Below are 16,466 nucleotides of genomic sequence, written 5' to 3'. Positions count from 1 at the left end.
CATCCGCGCGCCCAGATCACTCCAGCGGCAACGCCCGAATTCCTTCCGCGTCGATTCGCAGATAGCCGCCACGGCGCTCGCCGTGGTCGAGATCCCAGTCCGGCAAAACCCAGCGTGTGCCGTCCGGTTCGCGATGCCGCGCCGGCCGGTGCGTGTGCCCATGAATCATCGTGGCCGTTTTCGACGACTTGAATAACGCAGCAACGGCCTTCGCCGTCACGTCATATTTCGCCGAAATCGGCCGCGAGCGGCCTTGCTCACTTTTCGAGCGCATGTTTTCCGCCAGCGCCTGACGCCAGCGAAACGGCCACGCGAGAAACAGCATCTGCGCCAAACGGCAGCGCGCGAGGCCTCGGAAAATTTGATAGCCGCGATCGGCTGTGCAGAGGCCGTCGCCGTGCGCGAGGATGATGCGCGTGCCGAATGCGGTGATCACGAACGGGTCGGGCAGCCAGATCGCGCCGGCTGCTTTCATGAAGCGCTTGCCGAGCAGAAAATCGCGATTGCCGTGCATGATGTAGAGCGCGATGCCGCGCTCCGACAGCGTGTGCAGCAACGCTGCCATTCGCGCGGCGAACGGCTCGACCAGCATGTCGTCGCCGATCCAGTACTCGAACAGATCGCCGAGAATGAAAACCGAATCCGCCTGCTCGGCCGTGACGCGTATGAAGTGTTCAAACGCGGCGACGGTGCGCGGAATCGCCTCGCTCAGATGAATATCCGAGAGGAAAAAAAACGGGCGTGCGGCGTGCGGGCGTTTGCCCTCGCCAGGCACGCCCGCGGCGACGCTTCGCAGCGGCGTTTCTTGCAGCATTGAAGGTGCCTGATTTCAGTTCGAACGGGGTAGCGTTGATCCGACGCTTAGTCGACGATCACTGCTTTTTCGATCACGACGTCGTCGGCCGGCACGTCCTGATGAAAGCCCTTCGAACCCGTCTTGACCTTCTTGATCTTCTCGACGATGTCCATGCCTTCGACGACCTTGCCGAACACGGCGTAGCCCCAGCCTTGCGGCGTCGGCGACGAGTGATTCAGGAAGTCGTTGTCGTTCACGTTGATGAAGAATTGCGCCGTTGCCGAGTGCGGGTCGTTCGTCCGAGCCATCGCGATCGAGCCGTTGACGTTCTTCAGACCGTTGTTCGCTTCGTTGGTGATCGGCTCTGCCGTCGGCTTCTGCTTCATGCCGGGTTCGAAACCGCCGCCCTGGATCATGAAGCCGTCGATCACGCGGTGGAACACCGTATTGTCGTAGTGGCCGGCCTTCACGTAGTTGAGGAAGTTCTCAACCGACTTCGGCGCCTTTTCAGCGTCCAGTTCGAGTTTGATGACGCCGTGGTTCGTGTGCAGTTCAACCATGATGGAATCCTTTGATGATCGGAGTGAGTAAAAGGCGTGGCCGCCCGTCATGTGAGATGCAATGACGACGGGCCGCGCCGGGTGCGTAGAGTTATCAGTTATCGTTGACTTCGTGTACAGCGCGCCGGGTGCTGCTCTTTTGTTCTGCTTTATCCGGGTGTGTTCGGTTACTTGCCGACAACCGTGGCCGATTCGATCACGATCGGCTTTTGCGGCACGTCGCTCATCGGGCCGCGCGTGGTGGTGGGCGTGCCTTCGATCTTCTTCACGACGTCCATACCGCTCGTGACCTTGCCGAATACCGCGTAGCCGTTGCCGTCCGGATTCGGATAGTCGAGGCCGGCGTTGTCGACGGTGTTGATGAAGAACTGCGCGGTGGCCGAATTCGGGTCGCTGGTGCGCGCCATCGCGAGCGTGCCGACGGTGTTCTTCAGACCGTTGCGGCTTTCGAGCGGAATCGGCGCGCGCGTGGGCTTCTCAGCGAAGCTCTGCGTATAACCGCCGCCCTGAATCATGAAGCCGGGAATCACGCGATGGAAGATCGTGCCGCTGTACTGGCCGGATTTCACGTAGTCGAGGAAGTTGGCGACGGTTTTCGGCGCCTTCTCAGGATACAGCTCGACACGGATGTCGCCTTCGGTGGTCTTGAAGAGGACGGACGGGTGCGCGGCCTGCGAACCGGACTGGGCAAAGGCGGGGGCATTTGCGATCAGGGCGGCGCTGCCGAGCGCCAACATCAACCATTTCATGAAAGTCCTCAGGGTTGGAAAAAACGTGTTGCCGAAAACGATGACCGTGTTACTGCGACGGCGCCATGTAGGGCGGCATGGCAAACGAGCCATTGGCGCCGCCGTACTGGAAGCTCGGCGTTTGCGTCATGTCCGCGCTCGAGCGCGGGGCGCTGGCCTCGACAGGCGCGGCGGCCTGCTTCGCCGGTGTTTTGCCCTTGGGCGGCGAAATGACGTTCTGGATGTCCACGAGACGTTGCCTGGTTGTGGCGCTGGCTTTGCCGAGGCTCTGCGCGCGACGGTAGGCTTCGTTGGCCATGCGCAGATACAGGTCGCCGAGATTCTCATAGGCGAGACCGTAGCCCGGATTCACCTTGGTCGCCGTTTCGAGCGCAGCGCGCGCTTCGGCGTAACGGCCGTGCTTTGCATAGAGCGCCGCCAGGTTGTTATACGGTTCGGGCAGCTCGGGATACAGTTGCGTGAGTTCGGTGAAGGCGGCGATTGCTTCGTCGTCGCGATCCAGGTGCGCCAGCACCGTGGCGCGTTTGAACTTTGCCTGCGCGTCGCGCGGATTCGAGGCAATGCGCGCGTCGAGCTGAGTGAGCGCGGTTTGCCAGTTCTTCTGCGTAATCGACGCGTCGATCTCCGGCGTGTTGTCACGCACGGCGGGCCCTTGCGGCAGCGTGGAGGCTTTCTGCGCGTACGCCGCAGCAGCCGGCAAGACCGTGAGGGCGACGGCGCAGAATGCCGTCGCGGCGAGGGTCGCAGCGCTGCGCGCGCGGCCGCTGGAAGGTTTCATAGGCTCAGGTCTGGATGTTATACTCCGACCCATTCTAACAAAAGGTCTGCGCGTTCCGTCGAACCGCAAACTGTCTTTTCGCCACTCGTGGTCGTCTCCGCCTTGACCGCAGCCTGACCGCCGCACCAGGTGCACCGGTTTGCTGCTGTTGCCTGTTTCGTTAAGGAACGCACCCGCTGTCTTCTCGCGGGGCGCTTCATGCGCGAAACAGCACGAAACACATTGCGGATTTCTTTCGGCCAACGCACCGTTCTCTATGGAATCACTGCGCATCTACAACACGCTCGCGCGTGACAAGCAAACTTTCGTGCCGCTGCAGGATGGCGTCGTACGGATGTACGTCTGCGGGATGACCGTATACGACTATTGCCATGTCGGTCACGCGCGCGTGATGGTCGTGTTCGACATCGTGCAACGGTGGTTGCGCACGCTCGGTTACGAGGTGACCTACGTGCGCAATATCACGGATATTGACGACAAGATCATCCGCCGCGCGCTCGAGAACGGCGAGACGATCAAGGCGCTGACCGATCGCTTCATCAAGGCCTTGCACGAAGACGCGGACGCGCTCGGCATCGAGCGGCCCGATCTGGAGCCGCGCGCCACCGATTTCATTCCGCAGATGCTTGGCATGATCGAAAAGCTCGAGGCGAACGGCTACGCGTATCAGGCGGCCGACGGCGACGTGAACTATGCGGTGCGCAAGTTCGCGGGCTACGGCAAGCTGTCGGGCAAGTCGCTCGAGGATCTGCGCGCCGGTGAGCGCGTCGCGGCGAACGACGCCAAGCAGGACCCGCTCGACTTCGTGCTGTGGAAGCAGGCGAAGCCGGAGGAGCCGGCGGACACCGGCTGGGAATCGAAGTACGGGCGCGGCCGGCCAGGCTGGCATATCGAATGCTCGGCCATGGGCTGCACCTTGCTCGGCGAGCATTTCGACATTCATGGCGGCGGCCAGGACCTGCAGTTTCCGCACCATGAGAACGAGATTGCACAAAGCGAAGCTGCCACCGGACAAACCTTCGTCAATTACTGGATGCACAACGGCTACGTGCAGATCGACAATGAGAAGATGTCGAAGTCGTTGAATAACTTCTTTACGATCCGCGAAGTATTGGCGCAGTACGATGCCGAGGTTGTGCGTTTTTTCATCGCGCGTGCGCATTACCGCTCGCCGTTGAATTACAGCGACGTGCATATCGACGACGCTCGCAACGCGCTCGCACGTTTGTACACCGCGCTGAAAGACGTCACGCCGGACAGCGCGGAGCTCGACTGGAACGAAGCGCATGCGCAACGTTTTCAGGCGGCAATGAACGACGACTTCAACACGCCGGTTGCAGTGTCGGTGTTGTTCGAGTTGGCAACTGAAGTGAACCGCACGCGCGACCCCGCGCTGGCCCGCCAATTGCGCCTGCTTGCGCAAGTGCTCGGCTTGCTCGGCCGGGAGCCGCGTGCCTACCTGCAACAGGCTGCGGGCGCCGCTGCGCAAGGCGCGCTCGAGCCCGCCGCGATCGAAGCGAAGATCGCCGCGCGCGTGGCAGCCAAGCAGGCGAAAGACTATGCGGCAGCAGACCGGATCCGGGCCGAATTGCTCGAAGCCGGCGTTGCACTTGAAGACAAACCCGGCGGGTTGACCGAGTGGCGGCGCGTGTGAGCGCACCTCGTACTTCCCTCTGATCGACTCGCCAGGCAGGAGGCAGGATGGCAACGGCCACGAAGACGCCGGCTAAACGAGCCACGTCTCAAACAAACGCGGCAGCCGCAGCAAAGTCGACACGAACGTCGGCTCGTGCGGACAGCGGCGCGGTAAAGAAAGCATCGTCGAAAGCCGCCGGCGTGGCGGCGAAGACGGGCAAACGTGTCGCGGCAGGCGCCGCGAAGAAGCCTGCGGTCAAGCGCGCGCTGAACGGTGCGTCGGCACCCGCGGCTGCTTCAAAACGGGCCAAAGCGCCGCGCGCAAAAAGCAATGGTGCGTTGCCCGCCGAACTCGCCGGCGAGGTGCAGGCGCTCGAGCGCGTTACGCATGAAGGGCACGAAGGCGAAGTCGTGCGCAAGACGCGCGCGTCATCGAGTGCGGGCGGCGAAGCGGCGGGTGCTGCAGAAGTCGCGGTGCCGGTGCAGATCGGCGGCCTCACGCCCGAAGTCAGCCGCCCGGCGTATTGGGACAAGGCGTGCGCGGACCTCGTCAAGCGCGACCGTATTCTGAAGAAGCTGATTCCGAAGTTCGGCCCGGTGCATCTGCTGAGCCGGGGCGACCCGTTCGTCACGCTCGCGCGCTCGGTGGTCGGGCAGCAGATTTCGGTGGCGTCCGCGCAGGCGGTCTGGGCGAAAGTCGAGGCAGCGTGCCCGAAGCTCGTGCCGCAGCAGTTCATCAAGCTCGGTCAGGACAAGCTGACCGGGTGCGGGCTTTCCAGGCGCAAGGCGGAATACGTGCTCGATCTCGCGCAGCACTTCGTGTCGGGCGCGCTGCACGTCGGCAAGTGGACCTCGATGGACGACGAGGCGGTGATCGCCGAACTCACGCAGATTCGCGGCATCGGCCGCTGGACCGCGGAAATGTTCCTGATCTTCAATCTGTCGCGCCCGGATGTGCTGCCGCTCGACGACCTCGGTCTGATCCGTGCCATCAGCGTCAATTACTTTAGCGGCGAGCCGGTTACGCGCAGCGAAGCGCGGGAGGTTGCGGCAAACTGGGAGCCGTGGCGTACCGTCGCCACCTGGTATATGTGGCGTAGTCTCGATCCGTTGACGGTCGACTACTGAAGAACAAGAAGCCATGCTGTTTCAAAAAACTATCAATTGTTAAAAATTGATAGTTGAGAGACGGTTTCGACATCGGCGAGCGCGGTTAGAATACGCGCTGCCGGTAAGTCCAAGGATTACAACCAATGAAGACCACCTTTCTGGATTTCGAACAGCCGATCGCTGAACTCGAAGCGAAGATCGAAGAATTGCGCTTCGTGCAGGACGATTCGGCCGTCGATATTTCGGAAGAGATCGAGCGGCTGTCCAAGAAAAGCCAACAGCTCACCAAAGATCTGTACGCGAACCTCACCCCGTGGCAGGTTTCGCAAATCGCCCGACACCCACAGCGCCCGTACACGTTCGATTACGTGAACGAGTTGTTCACCGATTTCCACGAACTGCACGGCGACCGTAACTATGCGGACGACCTGTCGATCGTCGGTGGCCTCGCGCGTTTCAACGGCCAGGCCTGCATGGTGATCGGCCATCAGAAGGGCCGTGACACCAAGGAGCGCGCGCTGCGCAACTTCGGCATGCCGCGTCCGGAAGGCTATCGCAAGGCCGAACGCCTGATGCGCCTCGCCGAGAAGTTCGGTTTGCCCATTTTCACGTTCATCGACACACCGGGTGCGTACCCGGGTATCGGCGCCGAAGAGCGTGGCCAGTCCGAAGCGATCGGCCGCAATCTGTACGTGATGGCTGAATTGAAGACGCCGCTGATCGCCACGATCATCGGCGAAGGCGGTTCGGGCGGCGCGCTCGCGATTGCCGTCGGCGACAGCGTGCTGATGCTGCAGTTCTCGACCTACTCGGTGATTTCGCCGGAAGGCTGCGCGTCGATTCTGTGGAAGAGCGCCGCGAAAGCGCCGGAAGCCGCGGAAGCGCTCGGCTTGACCGCGCATCGTCTGAAGGCGCTCGGTCTGATCGACAAGATCGTCAACGAGCCGCTCGGCGGCGCGCATCGCGATCCGAAGGGCATGGCCGCCATGTTGCGCCGTGCGCTCGCCGATTCGCTGCGCCAGTTCCAGGGCATGAGCATCAACGACCTGCGTCAACGCCGTTTCGAACGGTTGATGGCGTACGGCAAATTCAAGGAAACCACGCCGGGTGCTTGAACCCGCGCGCGTTTTCTTTCGTCCTTCGGCGCTTCGCGCGCTAACGACGTGACTCCCACCGCCGATTCCCCCGCTGACCGCCTCGTTCTCGAGGCGGTCGGCGTGGCGCTGTCCGCGCTGCCTGCCGATGCGCGCATTGCGGTGGCGTTCAGTGGCGGCGTCGACTCGACTGTGCTGCTCGATGCGGCGGTGCGGGTCGCGGGTGCGTCGCGCTGTGTCGCGCTGCATGTGCATCATGGGCTGAGTGCTCACGCCGACGAATGGCTCGCGCACTGCGAAGCATTCGCGCGTGAACGTGGCGTCGAGTTCGCCGCGCAGCGCGTCGAGGTGCCGCGTGATGCGGGGGCGAGTGTCGAGGCGGCGGCGCGCAATGCGCGTTATCGCGCGCTGGACGCGATGTGCGCAACACACGCCGTTCATATGCTCTGGCTCGCGCAACACGCAGACGATCAGGCGGAGACGGTGCTGTTGCAGTTGCTGCGCGGCGCGGGCTTCGCGGGCCTTGCCGCGATGGCGCCCGAATACTTGCCGGCCGGTGCCGCCGCGGTGCGTGTGAGACCTTTGCTACATCTGCTGCGTGCCCAGCTCGAACAGTATGCAAGCGCCCGCGCTCTGCGCTGGATCGACGACGAGTCGAACGCCAACACCCGTTACGCGCGCAACGCATTGCGCCACGAGGTGACGCCGGCACTGGCCGTCCATTTTCCTGGTTTTCGCGACGCCCTCGCGCGCACCGCGGCCCATGCGGCATCGGCGCAACGTCTGCTCGACGAGCTCGCGCGCGTCGATCTGGATGCGGCGGGGCGCGATGAGGGCCACGCGTTATCGCATGACGCGCTGCTCGCTCTCGACGACGATCGTGCGCTCAATTTGCTGCGTTACTGGATGCGTACCCGGGGTCTCGTTGCCGCATCGACCGCGCGTCTTACCGACGCGTTGCGCCAGTTGCGCGAAGTCGGAGCGGCAGGCGAGGGCCATAGTCTGCGTATCGATCATGCGGGGCAGGCGTTGCGCAGTTATCGCGGCCTCGTCTATTGGGAGGCGGGCGATAGCCGCGATCCTGCCGACGAAACCGCGCTCGCCGTGCGTGCAATCAGCGAACTTGCATGGCACGGCGAAGCGGTGTGGCGATTGCCTCAATGGCGGGGCACGTTTGTGTTCGCCCCGGTCGAGGCGAATCTGGGAGCGGGGCCCCGCGCGGTTTCTGATGGGGCCGATGGAGAAGCCGGTGAGCCTGCCGACCCGGCGCCGAACGATCCCGATACGCTTCCTGTCAGCGTTCTGCGCCGGGCATTGCTGAGTGCGCGCTCGCGCGTCGGCGGCGAACGGATGCGTACCTGCGCTGCGCGAGGCGCCCCCAGCCGAACGCTGAAAAATCTGTTCCAGGAGCGGGGCATTCCTGCATGGAAGCGCGACGTGCCGCTGCTTTACGTGGGGGGCGACCTGCTGTTCGTGCCCTTACTCGGCCTGAACCGCGCAGCGTTGCCCGCACAGGTCGATGCGATGGAGCCGCGCATCAGGATCATCTGGCGCGACGACTTGCTGATCGCCTGACCGGCCAGTCGGACGGGCGGCTTATCCATCCGGTGAATCTCCGGGGACGGAAGCAAAAAGGGCGCAAAAGCGCGCCGGATACGCCTTTCCAGCCGAAAATACGGAGCATTCGACGGCCATTTTGGCTTGTCTTTTTGCGCTCGATCGGGTAATTTAACTCGTTTGCCCGACCCGATTTCGCCTTCGCTGTCGTCGCCATAGCCGGTTTGCGAGCGTGATCCGTCGTATCCGGCAGCCACTAGCGATCATTCCCGGGCAAATCCGCGCGTGCTGCACGCGTGCTGCATTTACGCCGCCACACACTTTGCCGTCGTTCACAAGACGTTGCGCTCCCTGTGCTTTTGTGCGGTTGTCTCCAGCGCGCCAGCGCGGTTTATCCTCCAGTTCAGAACGACAATGGCACTCATCGTACATAAATACGGCGGCACTTCGATGGGCTCGGTCGAGCGCATCAAGAACGTCGCCAAGCGCGTCGCGAAATGGCACAAGGCCGGCCACAAGATGGTCGTCGTGCCGTCGGCGATGTCCGGCGAAACCAACCGTTTGCTCGGTCTCGCGAAAGAAATCACGGGCCAGCCGAGCCCGCGCGAACTCGACATGATTGCCGCTACCGGCGAGCAGGTCAGCTCAGGACTGCTCGCTATCGCGTTGCAGGAAGCCGGCGTCGACGCGGTCAGCTATGCCGGCTGGCAAGTGCCCGTCAAAACGGATAGCGCGTTCACGAAAGCGCGCATCAGCGAAATCGACGGCGAGCGCGTGCTGCGCGATCTCGAAGCGGGCAAAGTCGTGGTGATCACGGGCTTCCAGGGCATCGACCCCGAGGGCAATATCACTACGCTGGGTCGCGGCGGTTCGGATACGTCAGCAGTCGCGGTCGCTGCCGCATTGAAAGCCGACGAGTGTCTGATTTACACGGACGTCGACGGCGTCTACACGACCGACCCGCGTGTGGTGGACGGTGCACGCCGCCTCGATCGCGTGACGTTCGAAGAGATGCTGGAAATGGCCAGCCTGGGTTCGAAGGTGCTGCAGATCCGCTCGGTGGAATTCGCCGGCAAATATCAGGTGAAGACGCGTGTGCTGTCGAGCCTGACCGATCCGCTCATCCCGCTCGACGCTGAAATGAAGTCGGGCACCCTGATTACTTTTGAAGAAGACGAGACCATGGAAAAAGCAGTCATCTCGGGCATCGCGTTCCAGCGCGACGAAGCTCGTATCGCCGTGATGGGTGTGCCCGACAAGCCGGGCATCGCGTATCAGATTCTCGGCCCGGTGGCGGACGCGAATATCGACGTCGACATGATCATCCAGAACCAGAGCGTCGAGGGCAAAACCGCGTTCACGTTCACGGTCGGCCGCGGCGATTATCAGCGTGCCATGGACATCCTCACGAGTCAGGTGAAGGGCCACGTGCAGGCTGAGCAGGTGCTGGGCGATCCGAAGGTGTCGAAGGTATCGGTGGTCGGCGTCGGCATGCGTTCGCATGTGGGTATTGCGAGCACGATGTTCCGCACGCTGTCGGAGGAGGGCATCAACATCCAGATGATCTCGACTTCCGAAATCAAGATCTCGGTACTGATCGACGAGAAGTACATGGAGCTCGCCGTGCGCGCGCTGCATAAAGCGTTCGAACTGGATCAGGCGTAATGTGTTGCACGAGGTGGGACGTACAAGAGCGTCTCACCTCTGAATGCTCGACGGTATGCGCGGCCAATGTGAATAAATTGCGTCGGCGGTGACAAAACTGGCACAAAAAATGTCCGGTAGACATTGACCTTCGCGGTGCGGCCCGCTATTATCTTGGCTTCGTTGCGCTGACTCCCTGCGCAACCGAAAGTTTGGGAGACGTGGCCGAGAGGTCGAAGGCACTCCCCTGCTAAGGGAGCATCTGGGCCAAAACCTGGATCGAGGGTTCGAATCCCTCCGTCTCCGCCAGGAGCACCTCCCGGGGCATTCCACAATGTCCCGGACCAGACCCCGGAAGGCTGCCACATGGGCCTTCCGGGGTTTTTTCTTGTGCCGGACCTTCCCGCTCCATACCTCCCGATTGCAACCAGAAGTATGGGTAGTAGTATGGGTACAGAGGAGGTCGCCATGAGCACAAACCCGCGTTCCATCCACCGTCTTTCGGCGCTCGGCGTCGCGCGCCTGAAGAAGCCAGGCCACTACTGCGACGGTGGTGGTCTGTACCTTCAGGTATCGGTGGCGCGTACGCGCTCATGGGTCTACCGCTTCCGGCGCGAGGGACGGTTGCGCGAGATGGGCCTGGGCCCACTGCATGTCATCTCGCTTGCCGACGCACGCGAACTCGCCGCGCGCTGTCGCAGGATGCTGTTTGAGGGCGTCGATCCGATCGAGGCCCGCCGTGCCGAGCGGGCGCAGCAGCTCGCGACCGCAGCGCGCAGCCGGACATTTGATGAATGCACCAAGGCATTTATCAAGGCAAACCGTGCAGGGTGGAAGAACGAAAAGCATGTCGCGCAGTGGGAGAACACGCTGGCCACCTACGCGTCACCTATCATTGGATCGCTTCTCGCACGGGACATCGAAACGGCGCTCATCGTGAGCGTGCTCGAGCCGATCTGGCAGACGAAGCCCGAGACGGCCAGTCGTGTGCGCGGAAGAATTGAGTCGGTGCTCGACTGGGCCACTGTGCACTGCTACCGCGAAGGGGAGAACCCCGCACGGTGGAAAGGTCACCTCGACAAGATCCTGCCTGCACGCACAAAAGTACGGAAGGTCCAGCACCATGCCGCTTTGCCGTACAAGGAATCGGCAGCCTTCATGAAGGCACTGCGGACGCAGGACGGGCTCGCTGCACGGGCGCTCGAACTGCTCATCCTGACCGCAGCCAGGACAAACGAGGTCATTGGTGCGGTCCGCGATGAATTCGATCTGGATGCGGCTACATGGACGGTGCCGGCAGATCGGATGAAGGCCGAACGGGCACACCGGATTCCGCTGTCTGGTTGCGCGCTTGCACTGGTGCGCAGGCTGCTTGAAGAGGCGGACGGTGACCTGGTGTTTCCGGGCGCGAAGAAGGGCAGGCCGCTGTCGAACATGGCCATGCTCACGGTTCTGCGCCGGATGAAACGCACGGGCCTCACCGTGCATGGATTTCGCTCGACATTCCGTGACTGGGCGGCGGAATGCACGACCTATCCCAACGAGATGGCGGAGATGGCGTTGGCGCACACCGTGGACGACAAGGTTGAGGCCGCCTATCGCCGCGGCGACATGTTCCAGCGGCGCAGACAGATGATGGACGACTGGGCGGCTTTCTGTGCGGTGAAGGGGTAGCTGAATTGGGACTCCGCTCGAATGCCAGCGCAAGGCTGACTCCACGCCGGATGTGACGGGCGGTGCCGGTGATTCACGGTCGCGTGGCTCTGGTCGTGTCGGAGCTGCTCCTCCGAAATAGTGAGGTTTTTTCCGGGAGCCGAATGCTGGGGCAAGAATCGACCGGTGGTTGCTGGCGGGTGGGAACTGCAGGGTAACCATGGGACGTTCGCGACCGTGGGCCAGCCTGCACCGTAGCAATGTTTCTCCTGACCGTATGTTTGATGTGATTACGGCAGCACGCTAGTCTGGGGCTGTCCGGCGGCATCCGGACATCGTCAGGAGGACCAGCGTGATGAACGACGAGCATATTGGCGGCCACGAAAGCGCGAAGTCGCGCCTTATTCGCCTCCCTGAAGTGCGCATGCGAGTGAGCCTGGGGGCGAGCACAGTCTACCGGTATCTGGCAGCAGGCAAGTTTCCAAGGCCAGTCGAGATTGGCGGCGGAAGGGTAGCGTGGTATGAAAGCGAGATTGACGCATGGATCGCAAGCCGCAAGGTGGCGGGCACGCGTGTGTCAAGATGATCCGTCCGACGCACGCTCGCTACGTCATGGCAGGCTTCATGCTCTGTCGAGTCGGGCGGTGGGCGTGGGCTGACTCCGGTCCGAACATGCGGTAGGGCACAGCCGTGGATGGTCCATGCAGCCCCGAGGCCGGGTTGTTACCGCAGGCGCGGCCCGACGGCCTCATGAGCTATTCGACGATTATATATTCGTTTGGAATCCGTATTGTCCTGACTGCCCCGGCGTCGGGTGCCGCGCGTCAAACAAGATGAGAGCCGTGCGTCAATCAGGATGAGAGTACTGGCGTTGCGGCAGCGGTGGAGGGCGTAGCCCAGAACCGCTGCCGCAACGCCGCGCCGAGGAGTCCGCCCCGCTGCCGGGGTGCCTTGTCGGTGGTCGCGGTAAATCGGGTATGAACAGCTCTTCCATGTAGCGAAGGGAGGCTGAGTTGCCCGGCCGACACATCAACGACCATCAGATGAGGCTCTTCATGAAGTACAGACTCAAGGAAGGACCCGCTCAAGCGGCTGCGCGCGCCGGGTTCAGCGCCGCCACGGGTTATCGCATCGATCAGGACCGGCGACTGCCATCGAAGAAGAAGGCACCACGTGCGCGTCGCCGTCCCGATCCCCTGGCGGCAATCTTTGACACAGAGATCGTGCCGCTGCTCCAGTGCGCTCCCGGCATCCGGCCGATAGCCGTACTGGACGAGATGCTTCGGCGCCATCCCGACCTTCCGGGCAACGTGCGCCGCACACTGGAGCGCCGTATTCGGGACTGGCGCGCACTCCATGGCGAGGAGCATGACGTTATGTTCCGTCAGGTACACGAACCCGGTCGTCTCGGGTTGTCCGACTTCACCGAGATGGACAGCTTGGGCGTCACCGTGGCGGGTGTCGCGCTTGACCACCGCCTCTATCACTTCCGGCTGGCCTGCTCGGGCTTTGAGCACGCTCACGTCATTCTCGGCGGCGAGAGCTATGTCGCGCTGGCCGAAGGGCTGCAGAACGCCATCTGGGCACTCGGGGGCGCGCCGCGCGAGCACCGCAGCGACAGCCTGTCGGCGGCGTTCCGCAATCTCGATGCCGACGCGCGCAAGGATCTGACCACGCGTTACGATGCGCTGTGCGCCCACTACGGCATGCAGCCCACCCGCAACAACCGTGGCGTTGCCCACGAGAACGGCTCCATCGAGAGCCCTCATGGCCACCTCAAGAGCGCAGTGCGTGATGCGTTGCTTCTGCGCGGCAGTCACGACTTCGACGATCTTGGTTCCTATCGCCGCTTCATCGACGAGATCGTCGGTCGAATCAACGCGCGTAATGGCAAACGCATTGAGCTCGAGCGGGCACTGCTTCAGCCGCTTCCGGCCCAGCGTACGTGTGACTACGAGGAAACGCGCGTGTACGTCACGACCACCTGCGGCTTCGTCCTGCGCAAGGTGTTCTATACCGTCCCGTCCCGGCTGATCGGCCATCACCTGCGCGTGCGCCTGTACGACGACCGGCTGGAGCTGTTTCTGGGCAGTACGGCCCTGATGACACTGCAGCGCGGCCGTGCGGGTCCCAAGGGCAAGCACGGCCACGTCATCAACTACCGGCACGTCATCCACGCGCTGCGCCGCAAGCCCATGGCACTGCTCAACCTGGTCTACCGCGATCAGATCTTTCCGCGCGAGGCGTATCGACTGAGCTTCGATCGCCTGCTCGAGCAGCTCCCTGAGCGTCAGGCATGCAGGACCATGGTAGAACTGCTCAGCCTGGCCCACGAGCACAACTGCGAAGCCCAACTGGCCAAGGCGCTGCAACAGTGCCTGGACGATGGACGGTTACCCGATCTCGACGCACTGTGTTCGCGCTTCGAAGCGAAGCCGACGAGCAGCATGCCAGAGGTGAACATCCAGCTCGCCGCGCTGAGCGACTACGAAGCCCTGCTTGACATGGCAACGGAGGTGACGGCATGAATCTCGACATCGACGCCACCCGCTTGTCGCTGCTGCTCAACGATTTGCGGCTGCCCGCCATCAAGCAGATCTGGTCCAGCTTTGCCGAGCGCTCCGACACGGAAGGCTGGCCGGCAGCGCGCCTGCTGATGGCGCTGGCCGAACACGAGATCGCCGAGCGCGATCGACGCCGAGTCGAACGTCACCTCAGGGACGCCAAGCTCCTGCCGGGCAAGACACTGGAGAACTTCGATTTCGACGCGGTGCCAATGGTGTCGCGCGCGCACGTCTCGGCGCTTTGCGCGGGCGACGGCTGGTTGCGTAACGGCACCAACCTGATTCTTCTGGGGCCGAGCGGAGGGGGCAAATCGCACTTGTCGTCGGCCATCGGACTGAGCCTGCTGGAGAAGGGCTGGAAGGTCCTCTTCGCTCGCACTACCGACCTCGTGCAACGGTTGCAGGTCGCGCGCCGCGAGCTCGCGCTGGAGTCCGCCATCAACCGGCTGGATCGCTTCGACCTGGTCATCCTGGACGATTTCGCATATGTCAGCAAGGATCAGGCAGAGACGTCAGTGCTGTTCGAGCTCATCAGCGCCAGGTACGAGCGCCGTTCCCTTTGCATAACGGCCAACCAGCCGTTTGGCGAATGGGACAAGGTTTTCCCCGACCGGGCCATGACGGTGGCCGCCGTCGACCGGCTGGTCCATCACTCGACCATCTTTGAGCTGAACGTCGAAAGCTACCGTCGCCGTACTGCCCTGCAGCGCAAGCAGCAGGGACCGGGACGCCCGGCCAGTCGAGCGACACCAAAGAACGTTGGCGTGCCACCGACACAGGAGGATCAGCACGGCATCGACCTCACCGAATGACCCGCTGTTCTCATCCTGATTGACGCGCGGCTCGCAGGCAAAGCTAGCCGGCGTCAATCAACCCCGGATTCACCTTCCACGCCACCACATTCTCATCTGATTGTCGTGCAGCCAGAATACCTGCGGCGTCACCATTACACAGCAATCCTCATCGACTGATCGCTTCAGCTTGATTGTCGCGCGACACCCACTCGCCCGCGTCAATCAACGCCGCACGTCAATCAATAAACGCTTGCCAGCGTCAATCAACATCGGCATCATCATTTCTGCCGCGACATTCTCAACTTGATTGTCGCGCGTCTCTCATCCAGATTGTCGCGCCACAGTCGGGGAATGATATGACTGTGTTCTTGCCGAATCCGTTGAACAGCACGACAGTGCCGTCAAACCTCGTGTAGTCAGCGAGACTCGCGTGCTCCGCGGGCACCAGGTTTTTCGGCAACATCAGTGCGTACGGCGGCTTGACGTAGATCGTGGGGTGCTCGATCCGTATCTTGCCGAAGCGCATGGCTGCGTCCAGAAGCTGGCCGGATACATGACCCAGAAGAAGCGGCATGACGACAATGGCAGCGAGGCTGAACCACTGGCTGCGCCGCAGATGCTCGGGGTTGCCGAGCTTCGAGAGCTTGTCCTTCTCTTCTGTATGCAGGATGGCGTTCTGGACGGAGTGGATGGCGCGCAGCTTCTTTCCTGAAGAGTGGAAGATGGAATAAAAAAAATACAGCGCGATCGACAGCAGCGGAAGGTTCCAGTATGCAGTCTGTTCCTGTTTTCCGAAGGCGAGGATCAGGATGACGGCCAAGATCGCGAACAGAAGGGTGATCCAGTCAAAGGGCGCCAATTCATGTGCGGGAGGCCTTTTTCGTTTGCTGAATCGATTCAGGGTTTTAATGAATGCATTAAACGGTATGCGTACTAATGGCGAAAAGAATATACCCAACGAGACGAGGCAGGCTACAAAGAAGGCGTAGACGATGCCAAAGCAACCCGCTGCCATGAGAAATAGCGCACCGTCTCCAATGGACAGATCCTGCGGAAAGTAGCCGATTTTCAGTGAGTACGCAACGATGCAAATACCACCAGTAAAAATACCAAGCTTGGTGAGGGTAGTTGCAGTCCTGGCCATACTGTCAAGGCCGGTGGGAAAAGCGAACTCAGGTATTTTCATTTTCTGGTCTGGTCCTTGTCAGGCAGATTTGTAACTGCTTTTTCGGCAGGCCCAGGGAATAGCTTTAGCGAATTCAGCAAGGCGTGTGGGGATTACTCACAATGCATAGTCGGTCGCTGCGCTGGTAGTCACTTGCCCTGATCGACCTGTTTACCGGATACGCGCTGGGTGCGGCGTGGATTGTGCTGGGATTCTTATGGATTTCGGGCAGGATCGGTTGGTGCAGGTCTGTCTCGATCCCGGATGCGAATGGCAGTGGCTGCTGGTTGCGAGTTGTGGTCGCAGGCGTCGCCGTGGGAATTACGAGGCCGGAGAATTATCGGACCCCGGTGTCGGGGTGCGCAAA

At 62.0% G+C, this 16,466-nt stretch carries 14 protein-coding genes and 1 tRNA gene; 10 read left to right on the top strand and 5 right to left on the bottom strand.

Annotated features, from left to right (window positions below; all coding sequences use genetic code 11):
* Nucleotides 1–16: 16 nt before the first annotated feature.
* The 4 genes from AC57B6_RS13345 to AC57B6_RS13330 form a co-directional block, all read right to left on the bottom strand.
* Nucleotides 17–814, bottom strand: coding sequence for a UDP-2,3-diacylglucosamine diphosphatase (locus AC57B6_RS13345; RefSeq protein ID WP_030101803.1), 798 nt, complete (start codon nt 812–814; stop codon nt 17–19).
* Between the two features lie 47 nt (nt 815–861).
* Nucleotides 862–1,356 (bottom strand): peptidylprolyl isomerase, encoded by a 495-nt coding sequence (locus tag AC57B6_RS13340; RefSeq protein WP_007181373.1) that lies wholly within the window; start codon nt 1,354–1,356, stop codon nt 862–864.
* A gap of 167 nt (nt 1,357–1,523) precedes the next feature.
* The gene (locus AC57B6_RS13335; RefSeq protein WP_030101804.1) at nt 1,524–2,105 is read right to left on the bottom strand and encodes a peptidylprolyl isomerase; all 582 of its coding nucleotides are present in this window, start codon (nt 2,103–2,105) and stop codon (nt 1,524–1,526) included.
* 49 nt (nt 2,106–2,154) lie between these two features.
* Nucleotides 2,155–2,883, bottom strand: coding sequence for a tetratricopeptide repeat protein (locus AC57B6_RS13330; RefSeq protein ID WP_106351725.1), 729 nt, complete (start codon nt 2,881–2,883; stop codon nt 2,155–2,157).
* A gap of 256 nt (nt 2,884–3,139) precedes the next feature.
* On the opposite strand from AC57B6_RS13330, the gene cysS reads away from it, so the two are divergent.
* From cysS to istB, 10 genes are all read left to right on the top strand, one after another.
* The gene (gene cysS / locus AC57B6_RS13325) at nt 3,140–4,537 is read left to right on the top strand and encodes a cysteine--tRNA ligase (protein WP_028199558.1); all 1,398 of its coding nucleotides are present in this window, start codon (nt 3,140–3,142) and stop codon (nt 4,535–4,537) included.
* A gap of 47 nt (nt 4,538–4,584) precedes the next feature.
* Nucleotides 4,585–5,646, top strand: a complete 1,062-nt coding sequence (locus tag AC57B6_RS13320) for an endonuclease III domain-containing protein (protein ID WP_046568679.1) — start codon at nt 4,585–4,587, stop codon at nt 5,644–5,646.
* Between the two features lie 125 nt (nt 5,647–5,771).
* Nucleotides 5,772–6,743 (top strand): acetyl-CoA carboxylase carboxyltransferase subunit alpha, encoded by a 972-nt coding sequence (locus AC57B6_RS13315; RefSeq protein WP_028199560.1) that lies wholly within the window; start codon nt 5,772–5,774, stop codon nt 6,741–6,743.
* Nucleotides 6,744–6,791: 48 nt separating this feature from the next.
* On the top strand, nt 6,792–8,297 hold the full coding sequence (tilS, locus tag AC57B6_RS13310) for a tRNA lysidine(34) synthetase TilS (protein ID WP_496421510.1): 1,506 nt from the start codon (nt 6,792–6,794) through the stop codon (nt 8,295–8,297).
* A gap of 396 nt (nt 8,298–8,693) precedes the next feature.
* Nucleotides 8,694–9,944: an aspartate kinase gene (locus tag AC57B6_RS13305; protein WP_028199562.1), complete on the top strand. Its 1,251-nt coding sequence runs from the start codon at nt 8,694–8,696 to the stop codon at nt 9,942–9,944.
* Between the two features lie 194 nt (nt 9,945–10,138).
* Nucleotides 10,139–10,232: transfer RNA gene (locus AC57B6_RS13300), tRNA-Ser, on the top strand.
* 159 nt (nt 10,233–10,391) lie between these two features.
* Entirely contained in the window at nt 10,392–11,597 is a 1,206-nt protein-coding gene (locus AC57B6_RS13295; protein ID WP_315696660.1) for a tyrosine-type recombinase/integrase, read from the top strand.
* Nucleotides 11,598–11,931: 334 nt separating this feature from the next.
* On the top strand, nt 11,932–12,162 hold the full coding sequence (locus AC57B6_RS13290) for a helix-turn-helix transcriptional regulator (protein ID WP_025496093.1): 231 nt from the start codon (nt 11,932–11,934) through the stop codon (nt 12,160–12,162).
* A gap of 427 nt (nt 12,163–12,589) precedes the next feature.
* Nucleotides 12,590–14,104 carry an IS21 family transposase gene (gene istA, locus AC57B6_RS13285; RefSeq protein WP_496421509.1) on the top strand — a complete coding sequence of 505 codons (1,515 nt, stop codon included), beginning with the start codon at nt 12,590–12,592 and terminating at the stop codon, nt 14,102–14,104.
* Nucleotides 14,101–14,952, top strand: coding sequence for an IS21-like element helper ATPase IstB (gene istB, locus AC57B6_RS13280; protein WP_122944000.1), 852 nt, complete (start codon nt 14,101–14,103; stop codon nt 14,950–14,952). Before istA ends, istB begins: the two co-directional genes overlap by 4 nt.
* Nucleotides 14,953–15,232: 280 nt before the next feature.
* Here the strand turns inward: istB and AC57B6_RS13275 are convergent, their stop codons facing one another.
* The gene (locus AC57B6_RS13275) at nt 15,233–16,120 is read right to left on the bottom strand and encodes a hypothetical protein (protein WP_496421508.1); all 888 of its coding nucleotides are present in this window, start codon (nt 16,118–16,120) and stop codon (nt 15,233–15,235) included.
* Between the last annotated feature and the right edge of the window lie 346 nt (nt 16,121–16,466).

This window comes from Paraburkholderia sp. BGA-UO-ETr-F12 (assembly GCF_059567945.1).
This window is presented reverse-complemented; position numbering and strand designations above follow the sequence as displayed.

Bases quoted from the DNA above. Each gene is read 5' to 3' on its own strand.
- AC57B6_RS13345 (WP_030101803.1), bottom strand. From the start codon at position 814: ATGCTGCAAGAAACGCCGCTGCGAAGCGTCGCCGCGGGCGTGCCTGGC.
- AC57B6_RS13340 (WP_007181373.1), bottom strand. From the start codon at position 1,356: ATGGTTGAACTGCACACGAACCACGGCGTCATCAAACTCGAACTGGAC.
- AC57B6_RS13335 (WP_030101804.1), bottom strand. From the start codon at position 2,105: ATGAAATGGTTGATGTTGGCGCTCGGCAGCGCCGCCCTGATCGCAAAT.
- AC57B6_RS13330 (WP_106351725.1), bottom strand. From the start codon at position 2,883: ATGAAACCTTCCAGCGGCCGCGCGCGCAGCGCTGCGACCCTCGCCGCG.
- cysS (WP_028199558.1), top strand. From the start codon at position 3,140: ATGGAATCACTGCGCATCTACAACACGCTCGCGCGTGACAAGCAAACT.
- AC57B6_RS13320 (WP_046568679.1), top strand. From the start codon at position 4,585: ATGGCAACGGCCACGAAGACGCCGGCTAAACGAGCCACGTCTCAAACA.
- AC57B6_RS13315 (WP_028199560.1), top strand. From the start codon at position 5,772: ATGAAGACCACCTTTCTGGATTTCGAACAGCCGATCGCTGAACTCGAA.
- AC57B6_RS13305 (WP_028199562.1), top strand. From the start codon at position 8,694: ATGGCACTCATCGTACATAAATACGGCGGCACTTCGATGGGCTCGGTC.
- AC57B6_RS13295 (WP_315696660.1), top strand. From the start codon at position 10,392: ATGAGCACAAACCCGCGTTCCATCCACCGTCTTTCGGCGCTCGGCGTC.
- AC57B6_RS13290 (WP_025496093.1), top strand. From the start codon at position 11,932: ATGAACGACGAGCATATTGGCGGCCACGAAAGCGCGAAGTCGCGCCTT.
- istB (WP_122944000.1), top strand. From the start codon at position 14,101: ATGAATCTCGACATCGACGCCACCCGCTTGTCGCTGCTGCTCAACGAT.
- AC57B6_RS13275 (WP_496421508.1), bottom strand. From the start codon at position 16,120: ATGAAAATACCTGAGTTCGCTTTTCCCACCGGCCTTGACAGTATGGCC.